This window comes from Kribbella sp. CWNU-51 (genome assembly GCF_054073265.1).
This window is the reverse complement of sequence record NZ_JBSXMZ010000025.1, coordinates 61,531-75,542: the sequence shown is the minus strand read 5'-3', so window position 1 is coordinate 75,542 and position 14,012 is coordinate 61,531. Positions and strand designations below refer to the sequence as shown.

25 protein-coding genes are annotated in these 14,012 nt (G+C 67.6%); all 25 read left to right on the top strand.

Annotated elements, in window-relative coordinates; all coding sequences use genetic code 11:
• Positions 1-19 precede the first annotated feature (19 nt).
• The 25 genes from rplC (at position 20) to ACXC9Q_RS26825 (ending at position 13,810) form a co-directional block, all read left to right on the top strand.
• Complete coding sequence (gene rplC / locus ACXC9Q_RS26945) at positions 20-676, top strand: 50S ribosomal protein L3 (protein WP_442914489.1); 657 nt, start codon at positions 20-22, stop codon at positions 674-676.
• Positions 673-1,365: a 50S ribosomal protein L4 gene (gene rplD, locus ACXC9Q_RS26940; protein ID WP_457059417.1), complete on the top strand. Its 693-nt coding sequence runs from the start codon at positions 673-675 to the stop codon at positions 1,363-1,365. The genes rplC and rplD overlap by 4 nt, the downstream gene beginning before the upstream one ends.
• Positions 1,362-1,667 carry a 50S ribosomal protein L23 gene (gene rplW, locus ACXC9Q_RS26935; RefSeq protein ID WP_328526115.1) on the top strand — a complete coding sequence of 102 codons (306 nt, stop codon included), beginning with the start codon at positions 1,362-1,364 and terminating at the stop codon, positions 1,665-1,667. The genes rplD and rplW overlap by 4 nt, the downstream gene beginning before the upstream one ends.
• The gene (rplB, locus tag ACXC9Q_RS26930) at positions 1,667-2,500 is read left to right on the top strand and encodes a 50S ribosomal protein L2 (protein ID WP_328526116.1); all 834 of its coding nucleotides are present in this window, start codon (positions 1,667-1,669) and stop codon (positions 2,498-2,500) included. The genes rplW and rplB overlap by 1 nt, the downstream gene beginning before the upstream one ends.
• A 15-nt stretch (positions 2,501-2,515) precedes the next feature.
• A complete protein-coding gene (gene rpsS / locus ACXC9Q_RS26925) occupies positions 2,516-2,797 on the top strand; it encodes a 30S ribosomal protein S19 (protein ID WP_130441496.1) in 282 nt (93 codons plus the stop codon).
• Between the two features lie 50 nt (positions 2,798-2,847).
• On the top strand, positions 2,848-3,429 hold the full coding sequence (rplV, locus tag ACXC9Q_RS26920; RefSeq protein WP_405069308.1) for a 50S ribosomal protein L22: 582 nt from the start codon (positions 2,848-2,850) through the stop codon (positions 3,427-3,429).
• A gap of 2 nt (positions 3,430-3,431) precedes the next feature.
• Entirely contained in the window at positions 3,432-4,283 is an 852-nt protein-coding gene (gene rpsC, locus ACXC9Q_RS26915; protein WP_328526117.1) for a 30S ribosomal protein S3, read from the top strand.
• A gap of 3 nt (positions 4,284-4,286) precedes the next feature.
• Positions 4,287-4,706: a 50S ribosomal protein L16 gene (rplP, locus tag ACXC9Q_RS26910; protein ID WP_328526118.1), complete on the top strand. Its 420-nt coding sequence runs from the start codon at positions 4,287-4,289 to the stop codon at positions 4,704-4,706.
• Entirely contained in the window at positions 4,706-5,005 is a 300-nt protein-coding gene (gene rpmC, locus ACXC9Q_RS26905; RefSeq protein ID WP_457059416.1) for a 50S ribosomal protein L29, read from the top strand. The genes rplP and rpmC overlap by 1 nt, the downstream gene beginning before the upstream one ends.
• Positions 5,006-5,028: 23 nt before the next feature.
• Positions 5,029-5,301 carry a 30S ribosomal protein S17 gene (gene rpsQ, locus ACXC9Q_RS26900; RefSeq protein ID WP_442914521.1) on the top strand — a complete coding sequence of 91 codons (273 nt, stop codon included), beginning with the start codon at positions 5,029-5,031 and terminating at the stop codon, positions 5,299-5,301.
• Positions 5,302-5,395: 94 nt separating this feature from the next.
• On the top strand, positions 5,396-5,764 hold the full coding sequence (rplN, locus tag ACXC9Q_RS26895) for a 50S ribosomal protein L14 (RefSeq protein WP_457059415.1): 369 nt from the start codon (positions 5,396-5,398) through the stop codon (positions 5,762-5,764).
• Position 5,765: 1 nt separating this feature from the next.
• The gene (gene rplX, locus ACXC9Q_RS26890; protein WP_328526121.1) at positions 5,766-6,152 is read left to right on the top strand and encodes a 50S ribosomal protein L24; all 387 of its coding nucleotides are present in this window, start codon (positions 5,766-5,768) and stop codon (positions 6,150-6,152) included.
• Positions 6,152-6,733: a 50S ribosomal protein L5 gene (rplE, locus tag ACXC9Q_RS26885; protein WP_457059414.1), complete on the top strand. Its 582-nt coding sequence runs from the start codon at positions 6,152-6,154 to the stop codon at positions 6,731-6,733. The genes rplX and rplE overlap by 1 nt, the downstream gene beginning before the upstream one ends.
• A gap of 1 nt (position 6,734) precedes the next feature.
• Positions 6,735-6,920: a type Z 30S ribosomal protein S14 gene (locus tag ACXC9Q_RS26880; protein WP_012923674.1), complete on the top strand. Its 186-nt coding sequence runs from the start codon at positions 6,735-6,737 to the stop codon at positions 6,918-6,920.
• Between the two features lie 91 nt (positions 6,921-7,011).
• Positions 7,012-7,419: a 30S ribosomal protein S8 gene (gene rpsH, locus ACXC9Q_RS26875; RefSeq protein WP_328526123.1), complete on the top strand. Its 408-nt coding sequence runs from the start codon at positions 7,012-7,014 to the stop codon at positions 7,417-7,419.
• 27 nt (positions 7,420-7,446) lie between these two features.
• A complete protein-coding gene (rplF, locus tag ACXC9Q_RS26870; RefSeq protein ID WP_328526124.1) occupies positions 7,447-7,989 on the top strand; it encodes a 50S ribosomal protein L6 in 543 nt (180 codons plus the stop codon).
• 2 nt (positions 7,990-7,991) lie between these two features.
• The gene (rplR, locus tag ACXC9Q_RS26865) at positions 7,992-8,375 is read left to right on the top strand and encodes a 50S ribosomal protein L18 (protein WP_131360993.1); all 384 of its coding nucleotides are present in this window, start codon (positions 7,992-7,994) and stop codon (positions 8,373-8,375) included.
• A 33-nt stretch (positions 8,376-8,408) separates the two neighbouring features.
• Positions 8,409-9,008, top strand: coding sequence for a 30S ribosomal protein S5 (gene rpsE / locus ACXC9Q_RS26860; protein WP_457059413.1), 600 nt, complete (start codon positions 8,409-8,411; stop codon positions 9,006-9,008).
• Positions 9,008-9,190 (top strand): 50S ribosomal protein L30, encoded by a 183-nt coding sequence (rpmD, locus tag ACXC9Q_RS26855; protein ID WP_020388092.1) that lies wholly within the window; start codon positions 9,008-9,010, stop codon positions 9,188-9,190. The genes rpsE and rpmD overlap by 1 nt, the downstream gene beginning before the upstream one ends.
• A 1-nt stretch (position 9,191) precedes the next feature.
• Positions 9,192-9,632 carry a 50S ribosomal protein L15 gene (rplO, locus tag ACXC9Q_RS26850; protein WP_328526126.1) on the top strand — a complete coding sequence of 147 codons (441 nt, stop codon included), beginning with the start codon at positions 9,192-9,194 and terminating at the stop codon, positions 9,630-9,632.
• 132 nt (positions 9,633-9,764) lie between these two features.
• Positions 9,765-11,066 carry a preprotein translocase subunit SecY gene (gene secY, locus ACXC9Q_RS26845; protein ID WP_457059412.1) on the top strand — a complete coding sequence of 434 codons (1,302 nt, stop codon included), beginning with the start codon at positions 9,765-9,767 and terminating at the stop codon, positions 11,064-11,066.
• Positions 11,066-11,638 (top strand): adenylate kinase, encoded by a 573-nt coding sequence (locus ACXC9Q_RS26840; protein ID WP_457059411.1) that lies wholly within the window; start codon positions 11,066-11,068, stop codon positions 11,636-11,638. Before secY ends, ACXC9Q_RS26840 begins: the two co-directional genes overlap by 1 nt.
• Positions 11,639-11,650: 12 nt before the next feature.
• Complete coding sequence (gene map, locus ACXC9Q_RS26835; protein WP_457059461.1) at positions 11,651-12,472, top strand: type I methionyl aminopeptidase; 822 nt, start codon at positions 11,651-11,653, stop codon at positions 12,470-12,472.
• Between the two features lie 82 nt (positions 12,473-12,554).
• The gene (locus ACXC9Q_RS26830; protein WP_457059410.1) at positions 12,555-13,001 is read left to right on the top strand and encodes a DUF1707 SHOCT-like domain-containing protein; all 447 of its coding nucleotides are present in this window, start codon (positions 12,555-12,557) and stop codon (positions 12,999-13,001) included.
• Positions 12,998-13,810, top strand: a complete 813-nt coding sequence (locus tag ACXC9Q_RS26825; protein ID WP_457059409.1) for a hypothetical protein — start codon at positions 12,998-13,000, stop codon at positions 13,808-13,810. Before ACXC9Q_RS26830 ends, ACXC9Q_RS26825 begins: the two co-directional genes overlap by 4 nt.
• The last annotated feature ends 202 nt before the right edge of the window (positions 13,811-14,012 follow it).

Below are 14,012 nucleotides of genomic sequence, written 5' to 3'. Positions count from 1 at the left end.
ACAACCAATGAGCCCCACTGTGAACACTTCTAAGAACACGCGCGGTCTGCTGGGCACCAAGCTCGGCATGACCCAGACCTGGGACGAGAACAACCGTGTCGTCCCCGTCACCGTGATCCAGGCCGGCCCCTGCGTCGTGACCGAGGTTCGCACCTCGGACAGCCACGGGTACGACGGTGTCCAGATCGCCTTCGGCGACATCGACCCCCGCAAGGTGACCAAGCCGATGCGCGGTCACTTCGACAAGGCCGGCGTGACGCCGCGGCGCCACCTGCTGGAGCTGCGCACCGCCGACGCCAGCGAGTACACGCTCGGCCAGGAGATCAAGGCCGAGGCCTTCGAGGCCGGTGAGCGGGTCGACGTTTCCGCGACCAGCAAGGGCAAGGGCTTCGCCGGTGTGATGAAGCGGCACGGCTTCCACGGCCTGCGCGCCACCCACGGTGTGCACAAGAAGCACCGCTCGCCGGGCTCCATCGGTGGCTGCGCCACCCCCGGCCGCGTCTTCAAGGGCCTGCGGATGGCGGGCCGGATGGGCGCCGAGCAGATCACCACGCAGAACATCAGCGTGCACGCGATCGACACCGAGCGCGGCCTGATCCTGCTCAAGGGTGCCGTTCCCGGCCCCAAGGGCGGCCTCGTGCTGATCCGCAACGCCGCGAAGGGAGCTGCCAAGTGAGCACCGTCGACGTCGTCGTCGTGAAGGGCGACAAGGTCACCAAGTCGGGCTCCGCCGAGCTTCCGGGCGAGCTGTTCGACGTCCAGGTCAACATCCCGCTGATCCACCAGGTCGTGGTGGCCCAGCTGGCCGCGGCCCGCCAGGGCACGGCGAAGGCCAAGAGCCGGGGCGAGGTGTCCGGTGGTGGCGCCAAGCCGTACCGCCAGAAGGGCACCGGTCGCGCCCGCCAGGGCTCGACCCGCGCGCCGCAGTTCACCGGCGGTGGCGTCGTCCACGGCCCGGTGCCGCGCGACTACAGCCAGCGGACCCCGAAGAAGATGATCGCTGCCGCGCTCCGCGGTGCGCTGTCCGACCGGGCCCGCGACGGCCGCGTGCACGTCGTGGAGAAGTTCGTCGACGGCGACAAGCCGTCCACCAAGGCCGCGCTGAACGTGCTGGCCGAGGCCGCCGAGCCGGGCAAGGTCCTGGTCGTGGTCGAGCGTGCCGACGAGCTCACCTGGCTGAGCCTGCGCAATGTGCAGCACGTGCACCTGATCGCCGCCGACCAGCTGAACGCGTACGACGTTCTGGTCAGCGACGCGGTCGTGTTCACCCAGCCCGCGCTGGAGGCCTTCGTGGCCGGTGCGCCGAAGGGCAAGTCCGTCAAGGCCGTCGCCACGTCGACTGAGGCCGAGGAGGTAGAGGCATGAGCCACGGAGTCAACAAGGACCCCCGCGACGTGCTGCTCCGGCCGGTCGTGAGCGAGAAGAGCTACGGCCTGCTGGACGAGCAGAAGTACACGTTCGAGGTCGACCCGCGGGCCAACAAGACCGAGATCAAGCTCGCGGTCGAGAAGGTCTTCAAGGTCAAGGTCAGCGACGTCAACACCATCAACCGCAAGGGCAAGCGCCGCCGGACGCGTACCGGCTTCGGCAAGCGCCCCGACACCAAGCGGGCGATCGTGACCCTCAAGGGTGACGACCGCATCGACATCTTCGGAGGCCAGTCGTAATGGGAATCCGCAAGTACAAGCCGACGACGCCGGGCCGCCGTGGCTCGAGCGTGGCCGACTTCGTCGAGCTCACCCGTTCGACCCCCGAGAAGTCGCTGCTGCGTCCGCTGCCCAAGAAGGGCGGCCGGAACAACACCGGCAAGATCACCACCCGGCACCACGGTGGCGGTCACAAGCGGGCGTACCGGCTGATCGACTTCAAGCGGTACGACAAGGACGGCGTGCCGGCCAAGGTCGCCGAGATCGAGTACGACCCGAACCGCACCGCGCGGATCGCGCTGCTGCACTACGTCGACGGCGAGAAGCGCTACATCCTCGCCCCGTCGAACCTGAAGCAGGGCACGATCGTCGAGAACGGCCCGGCCGCCGACATCAAGATCGGCAACAACCTGCCGCTGCGCAACATCCCGGTCGGCTCCACGGTGCACGCCGTCGAGCTGCGCCCGGGCGGCGGCGCCAAGATGGGCCGCTCGGCCGGTGCCAGCATCCAGCTGGTCGCGAAGGAAGGCCGGATGGCCACCCTGCGGATGCCGTCCGGCGAGGTCCGGATGGTCGACGTGCGCTGCCGCGCCACCCTCGGTGAGGTCGGCAACGGCGAGCAGTCGAACATCAACTGGGGCAAGGCGGGCCGGATGCGCTGGAAGGGCAAGCGCCCGACCGTCCGCGGTGTCGCGATGAACCCGGTCGACCACCCGCACGGTGGTGGTGAGGGCAAGACCTCGGGTGGTCGCCACCCGGTGTCCCCGTGGGGTCAGCCTGAGGGCCGCACCCGCACCCGCAAGGAAAGCGACCGCATGATCGTCCGGCGCCGCAAGGCCGGCAAGAAGCGCTGATAGGAGCCGGCCAGAATGCCACGCAGCCTCAAGAAGGGCCCGTTCGTCGACCACCACCTGGCCAAGAAGGTGGAGGTGCAGAACGAGAAGGGCACCAAGAACGTCATCAAGACCTGGTCCCGCCGATCGATGATCGTGCCGGACATGATCGGCCACACGATTGCGGTGCACGACGGCCGCAAGCACGTGCCGGTGTTCGTGACGGACGCGATGGTCGGGCACAAGCTCGGCGAGTTCGCCCCGACCCGGACGTTCAAGGGTCACGAGAAGGACGACCGGAAGTCACGGCGTCGCTGACCGCGTGTCAGTGACGAAGCGATAGCAACCTACGGAGAGATTCGAACATCATGAGCGTTCAAGAGCGTAGGGCCGTCAGTGCCCGTCGCGAGAGCCTGCTGGGCGACGAGCCCGGGGCCTTCGCGGTCGCGCGCTTCGTCCGCGTGACGCCGATGAAGGCGCGCCGCGTGGGCGACCTGGTGCGCGGTCTGGGCGTCGACGACGCACTCGCCACTCTGAAGTTCGCCCCGCAGGCCGCTGCCGCGACCGTGTACAAGGTCGTCGACAGCGCCGCGGCGAACGCCGAGGGCACCGAGCACCTGAGCCGGGCCGACCTGGTCGTGGCGAAGGTCCTGGTGGACGAGGGTCCGACGCTGAAGCGTCACCGCCCGCGTGCCCAGGGCCGGGCCACCCGGATCGACAAGCGGACCAGCCACATCACCGTCGTGGTCGCGCCGCGGGTCGAGGACGAGCCGGTCGAGAAGAACCCGGCTCCGGCGAAGAAGTCCGCCAAGAAGGCGGACACGGCCAAGAAGGCGCCGGCGAAGAAGGCCGCGGCCGACCAGGCCGAGGCCGCCGAGAAGCCGGCCAAGAAGGCGACCGCCAAGAAGTCGGCCGCCAAGAAGGCCACCGCTGAGAAGAAGGAGTCCTGACTGTGGGACAGAAGGTAAACCCGCACGGGTTCCGTCTCGGCATCAGCACCGACCACAAGAGCCGCTGGTACGCCGACAAGCTGTACAAGGACTATGTGGGCGAGGACGTCAAGATCCGCCGCCTGCTGAGCAAGGGCATGGAGCGCGCCGGCATCTCCCGCGTGGAGATCGAGCGCACCCGTGACCGGGTCCGGGTCGACATCCACACCGCCCGTCCGGGCATCGTCATCGGTCGCCGTGGCGCCGAGGCGGACCGGATCCGGGGCAGCCTGGAGGAGCTCACCGGCAAGCAGGTGCAGCTGAACATCCTCGAGGTGAAGAACGCCGAGGTCGACGCCCAGCTGGTCGCGCAGGGCGTGGCCGAGCAGCTGTCCGGCCGCGTGGCGTTCCGCCGCGCGATGCGCAAGGCGATGCAGACCACCATGCGTGGCGGCGCCCTGGGCATCCGGATCCAGTGCTCCGGCCGGCTCGGTGGCGCGGAGATGTCGCGTTCCGAGTTCTACCGCGAGGGCCGGGTGCCGCTGCACACGCTCCGCGCGGACATCGACTACGGCTTCTACGAGGCCCGCACGACCTTCGGCCGGATCGGCGTGAAGGTCTGGATCTACAAGGGCGACGTCGCCGGCACCCGCGCCGAGCGCGAGGCGCAGGCCGCTGCCCGCGCCGCAACCCAGCAGCGTGGCCGTCCGGCCCGCCGTGACGGTGGCGACCGCGGCGACCGTGGTGGTCGCGGTGGTGACCGTGGCGGTCGTCGTGACGACCGTCGCGACGGCGGCGCCCGGAACGAGGCTCCGAAGGCCGAGGCCGCTCCGGCGGCCGAGAAGCCGGCCGAGACGACCGGAACGGAGAGCTGAACCGTGCTCATCCCCCGCAAGGTCAAGCACCGCAAGCAGCACCACCCGAAGCGCTCCGGCGCGGCCAAGGGCGGTACCACGCTGGCGTTCGGTGACTTCGGCATCCAGGCGCTGGAGAGCCACTACGTCACCAACCGGCAGATCGAGGCCGCTCGTATCGCGATGACCCGGCACATCAAGCGTGGCGGCAAGGTGTGGATCAACATCTACCCGGACCGCCCGCTGACCAAGAAGCCGGCCGAGACCCGGATGGGTTCCGGTAAGGGTTCGCCGGAGTGGTGGATCGCCAACGTGAAGGCCGGCCGCGTGCTGTTCGAGCTGTCCGGCGTGCCGGAGGACATCGCTCGCGAGGCCATGCGCCGCGCGATCCACAAGTTGCCGATGAAGTGCCGCTTCATCTCCCGAGAGGCAGGTGAGAACTGATGGCTACCACCGTGACCGCCGCCGAACTGCGGAATCTCGGTAAGGACGAGCTGATGTCGAAGCTCGGTGAAGCCAAGGAGGAGCTGTTCAACCTCCGGTTCCAGGCTGCTACGGGTCAGCTGGAGTCCCACGGCCGGCTGCGCGCCGTCCGCAAGGACATCGCCCGCATCTACACGGTGCTGACCGAGCGGGCGCTCGGCATCACCGACGAGGTCGACGCACCGGTCGAGGCTGACGCCGAGGCCGAGGCCGGCACCGACGAGGCGGACGACAGCGAGAAGGCCGAGGCGAAGGCATGACCGAGAACGCGAAGGACGAGACCGTGAGCACGACCACCACCGAGACGCGCGGCCGCCGGAAGACCAAAGAGGGCCTGGTGCTGAGCGACAAGATGGACAAGACCGTCACCGTCGAGGTCGAGGACCGGGTCAAGCACAAGCTCTACGGCAAGGTCATCCGGCGCACCAGCAAGCTGAAGGCGCACGACGAGCAGAACGCCGCCGGCATCGGCGACCGCGTCCTCCTGATGGAGACCCGGCCGCTGTCGGCGACCAAGCGCTGGCGCGTCGTCGAGATCCTCGAGAAGGCCAAGTAGTAGTTCCGGTCCCAGACCGGCAACCAATCGAAATCATTCGTTCCGCAAGGCTCACAACTTGTGAGAACCAGCGAGACAACCAGGAGATCAACAGATGATCCAGCAGGAGTCGCGACTGAAGGTCGCCGACAACACGGGTGCCAAGGAGATCTTGTGCATCCGCGTTCTCGGTGGCTCCGGTCGGCGCTACGCCGGTGTCGGTGACACGATCGTCGCCACCGTCAAGGACGCGATCCCCGGCGGTGGTGTGAAGAAGGGTGACGTCGTCAAGGCGGTCGTCGTGCGGACCGTGAAGGAGCGCCGGCGTCCGGACGGCTCCTACATCCGCTTCGACGAGAACGCCGCGGTGATCCTGAGGGCCGACGGCGAGCCCCGGGGCACCCGTATCTTCGGGCCGGTCGGCCGGGAGCTGCGGGAGAAGCGCTTCATGAAGATCATCTCGCTCGCCCCGGAGGTGCTCTGAGATGGCGCAGAGGAAACTGCACGTGAAGAAGGGCGATCAGGTCCGCGTGATCGCCGGTAAGTCCAAGGGCCTCGAGGGCAAGATCATCCAGGTCCTGCCCGACGCCGAGAAGGTCATCGTCGAGGGCGTGAACCGGGTCAAGAAGCACACCAAGGTGCAGCAGGCCCAGCGCGGCGGCACCACCGGTGGCATCGTCACCCAGGAAGCCCCGATCCACGTCTCGAACGTGATGCTTCTGGTCGAGGTCGACAAGGACGGCAAGAAGCAGAAGGTGACCACCCGCGTCGGCTACAACCGCGTCGAGGTGCAGAAGCGGCGCCCCGACGGCTCGACGTACACCGGTTTCCGGAGCGTCCGGATCGCGCGGCGTACCGGCGAGGAGATCTGATGAGTGCGACTGCCAGCGAGACTGTGACAAGCAGGATCCAGCCGCGGCTGAAGACGAAGTACCGCGAGGAGATCGTCGGCAAGCTGCAGGAGCAGTTCCAGTTCGACAACGTCATGCAGGTGCCCGGCCTCACCAAGATCGTGGTGAACATGGGCGTCGGCGAGGCGGCGCGCGACTCGAAGCTGATCGAGGGCGCGGTCAAGGACCTGGCCGCGATCACCGGGCAGAAGCCGCAGGTGACCAAGGCCCGCAAGTCGATCGCGCAGTTCAAGCTGCGCGAGGGGATGCCGATCGGCGCCCACGTGACGCTGCGCGGCGACCGGATGTGGGAGTTCCTGGACCGGCTGCTGGCGCTCGCGCTGCCCCGGATCCGCGACTTCCGCGGCCTGTCCCCGAAGCAGTTCGACGGCACTGGGAACTACACCTTCGGTCTGACCGAGCAGGTGATGTTCCACGAGATCAACCAGGACCGCATCGACCGGGTCCGGGGCATGGACATCACCGTGGTGACCACCGCGAAGAACGACGACGAGGGCCGGGCCCTGCTGCGGCAGCTCGGTTTCCCGTTCAAGGAGAACTGACGTGGCGAAGACAGCACTCAAGGTCAAGCAGGCCCGGAAGCCGAAGTTCGCGGTGCGCGGTTACACCCGCTGCCAGCGCTGCGGCCGGCCGAAGGCGGTCTTCCGCAAGTTCGGCCTGTGCCGGATCTGCCTGCGGGAGATGGCGCACCGGGGCGAGCTGCCCGGCGTGACCAAGTCCAGCTGGTGACCGTCTCCACCTCCGAACTTCTCCCTACTCACCATCTAGTCACCGTAGGTCGCCGGCCGGCGAAACCACGGCGGGAAAGAGGCCCCAGGCCATGACGATGACCGACCCGATCGCAGACATGTTGACGCGTCTGCGGAACGCCAACCAGGCGTACCACGAGTCGACCACGATGCCGTACAGCAAGATCAAGCAGGGCATCGCCGACATTCTCCAGCAGGAGGGTTACATCTCCTCCTACAAGGTCGAGGAGCCCAAGGAGGGCGCCGTCGGCAAGACCCTGGTCGTCGACCTCAAGTTCGGCCCGAGCCGGGAGCGCTCCATCGCGGGTGTTCGCCGGATCAGCAAGCCGGGCCTGCGGGTCTACGCGAAGTCGACCAACCTGCCCAAGGTCCTCGGTGGACTGGGTGTCGCGATCATCTCGACGTCCCAGGGACTGCTGACCGACCGTCAGGCCAAGAACAAGGGCGTCGGCGGGGAAGTCCTCGCCTACGTCTGGTGACGAAGAACCGGAAGGAGGACCACTCTCATGTCTCGCATCGGTAAGCTCCCGATCTCGGTCCCGTCCGGCGTCGACGTCACGATCGACGGCCAGACGGTCACCGTGAAGGGTCCCAAGGGTCAGCTCTCGCACGTCGTGGCTGAGCCCATCGCGGTCAACCGGGACGAGGACGGCACCATCGCGGTGTCCCGCCCCGACGACCAGCGCAAGAGCAAGGAACTGCACGGCCTGTCCCGCACTCTGATCGCCAACCTGGTGACCGGCGTGACGGACGGCTACGAGAAGAAGCTCGAGATCGTCGGCGTCGGGTACCGCGTCCTGTCCAAGGGACCGACCCAGCTGGAGTTCTCGCTCGGGTACAGCCACACGATCACGGTCGACGCCCCGGAGGGCATCACCTTCGTGGTCGAGGCGCCGACCCGCTTCTCGGTGCAGGGCATCGACAAGCAGTCGGTCGGCGAGGTCGCCGCCAACATCCGCAAGCTGCGCAAGCCCGAGCCGTACAAGGGCAAGGGTGTGCGGTACGCCGGCGAGCAGGTGCGCCGCAAGGTCGGAAAGGCTGGTAAGTAACCATGGCGATCGGACTGCGTCCGCACAAGCACTCCGCCAAGAAGACGGCGTCGCGGCTGCGTCGCCAGATCCGGGTCCGGAAGAAGATCAACGGCACGGCCGACCGGCCGCGGCTGGTGGTCACCAAGTCGTCGCGGCACCTGTTCGTTCAGGTCATCGACGACGTGGCCGGCAAGACGCTGGCGTCTGCCTCCACCATGGAGGCCGACCTGCGTGGCGCGGAGGCGAACAAGACCGACAAGGCCAAGACGGTGGGCGGCCTGATCGCCGACCGGGCCAAGGCCGCCGGCATCGACTCGGTCGTCTTCGACCGGGCCGGGAACAAGTACCACGGCCGCATCGCGGCCCTGGCCGACGCCGCCCGCGAGGGCGGGCTCGGCTTCTGACATGGCGACACAAAGGGAAGAAGGTAGTTCGAAATGAGCGGAGGCCAGCAGCGTCGCGGAGGCGGCGCCGGTGGTGAGCGCCGTGGTCGCGACGGTGGTCGCGGTCAGGCAGCTGACAAGACCGCCTACATCGAGCGCGTGGTAGCCATCAACCGTGTCGCCAAGGTCGTGAAGGGTGGTCGTCGCTTCAGCTTCACCGCCCTCGTGGTCGTCGGCGACGGTGAAGGCACCGTCGGTGTGGGTTACGGCAAGGCCAAGGAGGTGCCCGCGGCGATCGCCAAGGGTGTCGAGGAGGCCAAGAAGGCGTTCTTCAAGGTGCCGCGGATCCAGGGCACCATCCCGCACCCGGTCCAGGGCGAGAAGGCCGCAGGCGTTGTCATGCTGCGTCCGGCCGCTCCCGGTACCGGTGTGATCGCGGGTGGCTCGGCGCGCGCCGTACTGGAGTGCGCCGGGATCCACGACATCCTCAGCAAGTCGCTGGGTTCGTCCAACGCCATCAACGTGGTGCACGCCACGGTGGCGGCGCTGCGCAGCCTGGAGACCCCGGAGGCCGTGGCCGCGCGCCGTGGCCTGACGGTCGAGCAGGTCGCCCCGGCGGCACTGCTGAAGGCGCGGGCGGAGGTGGCCTCCTGATGGCACGCCTGAAGGTGACCCAGACCCGTTCCGGCATCGGTGGCAAGCAGAACCAGCGCGACACGCTGCGCACCCTGGGCGTCAAGCGGATCGGCGACACCGCCGTCCACGAGGACAAGCCCGAGGTCCGCGGCATGGTGCGTGCGGTTCGCCACCTCATCACCGTCGAGGAGGTCGACTGACATGGCGCTGAAGGTTCATCACCTGCGTCCGGCGCCCGGTGCCAAGACCGCCAAGACCCGCGTGGGTCGTGGTGAGGGCAGCAAGGGCAAGACGGCCGGCCGCGGTACCAAGGGCAGCAAGGCGCGCAACAACATCCCCGAGTACTTCGAGGGTGGCCAGATGCCGCTGCACATGCGGCTCCCGAAGCTGAAGGGCTTCAAGAGCAGGAACCGGGTGGAGTTCCAGGTCGTTAACCTGGACAAGCTCGGACAACTGTTCCCCGAAGGTGGCGAGGTCGGCGTAGCCGAACTGGTCGCCAAGGGTGCGGTCCGTCGTGGTCAGCCGGTGAAGGTGCTGGGTGACGGCGAACTGACCGTGGCACTGCAGGTTTCGGTGCACAAGTTCTCCAAGTCCGCCCAGGACAAGATCCAGGCGGCCGGGGGGACCATCACCGAGGTGTGACGAGGTCCAGGGCTCGACCGGTACGGCGCTTGATATCCTGCGCCGGTCGGACGAGCCCTGGTTCGTCTCTTGCCCAGCTGCTTGCTAGGCCCCTGCCCTGCCCGGGGCAGAGGAAACATGTGGGAGGACAGGGTGTTAGGCGCCTTTGCCAACGCGTTCAAGACTCCGGACCTGCGCCGGAAGATCTTGTTCGTGCTCTTCATTGTCGTGATCTTCCGGCTCGGCTCGGTCGTGCCGGCCCCCGGCGTGAACGTCCAGTCCCTGCACACCTGTATCAAGGTGTCCCAGGGTGGTGCGAACGCGAACCTGTACAACCTGATCAACCTGTTCTCCGGCGGCGCGCTGCTGCAGCTCGCGATCTTCGCGCTCGGCATCATGCCGTACATCACCGCCAGCATCATCCTGCAGCTACTCACCGTGGTGATCCCGCGGCTGGAGTCGCTGAAGAAGGAAGGCCAGGCGGGACAGGCCAAAATCACCCAGTACACCCGGTTCCTCACCGTCGGGCTGGCGATCCTGCAGTCGACCGCGTTCGTGGCGCTGGCCCGGACGCCGGGCCGGCTGTTCCAGGGCTGCAACGAGCCGCTGCTGTACAAGGACGACTGGTTCACGATCAGCGTGATCGTGCTCACCATGACCGCCGGCACCGGCGTGATCATGTGGCTGGGCGAGCTGATCACCGACCGCGGCGTCGGCAACGGCATGTCGATCCTGATCTTCACCCAGATCGTCGCCACCTTCCCGACCCAGCTGTGGAACATCCGCAAGCAGAAGGGCATCGCCACCTTCCTGGTGGTGATCGTCATCGGCTTGGTGATCATGGCCGCGGTCATCTTCATCGAACAGGCGCAGCGCCGGATCCCGGTCCAGTACGCCAAGCGGATGGTCGGCCGCAAGATGTTCGGCGGCACCTCGACGTACATCCCGCTGAAGGTCAACCAGGCCGGTGTCATCCCGGTCATCTTCGCCTCGAGCCTGCTCTATCTACCGGTGCTGCTCAGTCAGTTCCAGCAAGGCAAGCCCTGGGCGAACTGGATTCAGGGCAACCTGGTCAAGGGTGACCACCCGATCTACATGGTGACGTACGTCGCCCTGATCATCTTCTTCACGTATTTCTACGTCTCGATTACCTTCAATCCGAAGGAAGTTGCAGACAACATGAAGAAGTACGGCGGCTTCATCCCCGGGATCCGGGCGGGACGGCCGACCGAGGAGTACCTGGGCTATGTACTGTCCCGCATCACGCTGCCGGGCGCGCTCTACCTCGCGGCCATCTCGATGATTCCGCTCGTGGCGCTGGTCCTGCTGAACGCGAATCAGAACTTCCCGTTCGGTGGTACGTCGATCCTGATCATGGTCGGCGTCGGACTGGACACGGTGAAGCAGATCGAGTCTCAGCTGCAGCAGCGTAACTACGAAGGGTTCCTGCGCTGATGAGAATGTTGCTGATGGGTCCGCCCGGGGCGGGCAAGGGCACGCAGGCAAAGGTGCTTGCGGAACGCCTGAATATCCCGGCCGTGTCCACCGGTGACATCTTCCGTGCGAACGTCAAGGACGAGACGCCGCTCGGGCTCGAAGCGAAGCGCTACATGGACGCCGGTGACTACGTCCCGGACGAGGTCACCAACGCAATGGTGCGGGACCGGTTGTCCGAGGCCGACGCGGGCGAGGGTTTCCTGCTCGACGGCTACCCGCGGACGCTGGCCCAGGTCGGCACGCTGGACGACATCCTGGCCGACCACGGCCACAAGCTGGACGCGGTGGTGGCGCTGGTCGCCGACATCGACGTGCTGGTCGGCCGGATGCTGAAGCGGTCCCAGACCGACGGCCGGTCGGACGACTCCGAAGAGGTCGTCCGGCACCGGCAGGACGTCTACACCGCCGAGACCAAGCCGCTGCTGCGGGTGTACGCCCAGCGCGGCCTGCTGGTCGAGGTGGACGGAGTCGGCGAGATCGACGAGGTGAGCGAGCGCGTGCTCGCCGCCCTGAAGACGATCACGGAGTAAGCGCGGGCTGTGATGTTCAGAGACCGCGGGATCGAGATCAAGACCCGTGAACAGATCCTTTCGATGCGGGCGGCCGGCCTCGTCGTCGGCCGCACGCTGGAGCTGCTGCGCGGCGAGGTCCGGGCCGGTATCAGCACCGGCGAACTGGACGCGATCGCCGAGGACCACATCCGGTCCTCCGGCGCGGTCCCGTCGTTCAAGGGCTACCACGGCTTCACCGGCTCGATCTGTGCGTCGGTGAATGACGAGATCGTGCACGGCATCCCCGGTGGCCGGGTGCTGGCCGACGGCGACCTGATCTCGATCGACTGCGGCGCGATCGTCGACGGCTGGCACGGCGACGCGGCGATCACGGTGCCGGTGGGCGAGGTCGGTGCCGAGCTGCTCGAGCTGGCCCGGATCTGCGAGGAGTCGATGTGGCGTGGGTTCGCCGCCGCGAAGCTCGGCGGCCGGCTCACCGACATCTCCCACGCTGTCGAGGCCCACGTCCGGGCGACCTCGTCGTACGGGATCGTCGAGGACTTCGTCGGGCACGGGATCGGCTCGGCGATGCACCAGCCGCCGAACGTGCCGAACTTCGGCCGCCCGGGCCGCGGCCCCAAGCTGGTCGAGGGGATGGCGCTGGCCGTCGAGCCGATGCTCACGCTCGGCAAGCAGGACAACCACACGCTCGAGGACGACTGGACGGTCGTCACCGACGACGGTCTGGCCGCCGCGCACACCGAGCACACGTTCACTCTCACTCCGCAGGGTCCCTGGGTGCTGACCGCGCTCGACGGCGGCGAGGCGAAGCTGGCCGAGCTCGGCGTCAAGTGCGGCGCGCTGACCGACTGACGGTGCGCTAGCTGATCGACGGACAGTGGGGGTCCACCCGTCGGGGGACGCAGGCGAACCGCAGCTGAGGCACACTTGAGACATGCCTCAGTACCAGCCGCACCAGCGGTTCACCGAAGCCGACCGGGACAAGATCGCCGGGCGGCTGCGGGACGCGTTCGCGGACGGCCGGCTGGATCAGCCCGAGTTCTCCTCCCGCCTCGACCAGTTGTACGCCGTCCAGACGTACGGCGAGCTGGAGCCGCTGGTGCGGGACCTGCCGCCGGTGCGGACGTACCAGACGCCCGCGGTGGTGCAGGACAGCAAGCCGGCGCCCGAGCCGGGCGACTTCCCGGAGCGCAAGAGGCACAGTGGTCGGCACGGGATCGCCGCGCTGGGTGGCGGTTTCACCGGCGTCGTCATGATCAACGTGGTGATCTGGTTCGTGATCGGTCTCGGCAACGGCGGTCACTGGCCGCACTTCTGGCCGGTCTGGCTGCTGATCCCGTGGGCGATCTTCGCCCTGGGTGGCCTCGGCAGGCGCCGTTGACAGCGGCCCCGGTCACCCGTCGCCCCGCGGGTCCGCGTCTGCGCCCAGATCTGGCGTGGCAGCTACGGCGGGGCTCGGCTCTCGTGTACCTGATCTGGTTCGCCGTGGCGATCCCGCTGGTGGTTGTGGGTCTGCTGCTGGAGCCGCGCTGGGTCGGCTGGATGATGCTGGGCTGGTTCCTGGTACTGATCCTGTTCACGGTGTCGATGCGGATCGCCGATGGCCGGCTGCGGAAGTCATGGGCCGACGCGGCCGCCCAGATGGGTTGGCGGATGAAGGCCACTGAGCCGGGGTTGCAGGAGCACTGGCCGTTCCCGCCGTTCTCCACCGACCCGTCCGCCGAGGTGACGGAGGTGACCACCGGCCGGCACCGCGGGCGTGAGTTCTGGACCGGTCGGTTCCAGCACAAGGTCGGACGTCGCGAGCTCGGTTTCGACTTCCTCGATCTGCAGGTGGACCGGCCGCTTCCACCGCTGCAGGTGCTGCCGGCGTCGCTGGCTCCGGTCGCGGCCGCGAGCCTGCTGCCGCTCAAACTGACCATTGACGGGCTGCCCGGGCGCTACTGCCTGTTCAACGGCCGCGAGGACCACGCCCGAGCGGTCCTGCATCCAGGCGCAGCCGAGGCCCTGGCCCAGGTGCCGGCCTTCGGCTTCAGCTGCGAGGGACGCCGCTTCGTCGCGATCCTCCCGGCGTACCGCGACGCCACCACCGCCTTGGCCCAGCTGGACGCGGCCTGCGACCTGCTCGACCTGATGCCCGAACAACTCTGGCGCGAAGGCGAACAGTGGGCCGCTACGCACTCTCAGTGACCACGGTTGCGCTGCCAAGGCGCCGTACGGAGTCTCGATTGGGTTTCGCGTGGGGGAGTGGCGTACACTCGTTCCTTGGCTCTTTGTAGCCTCTGTCTCGTTGTGCCCGCGGCTGCCTGACCTCGTGTCAGGAGGGCATTCGAGCCTGGGTCTGAGCCGGTAGTACCCACCTTTTCAGTACGTCGTCTACAGAAGTGCGAGG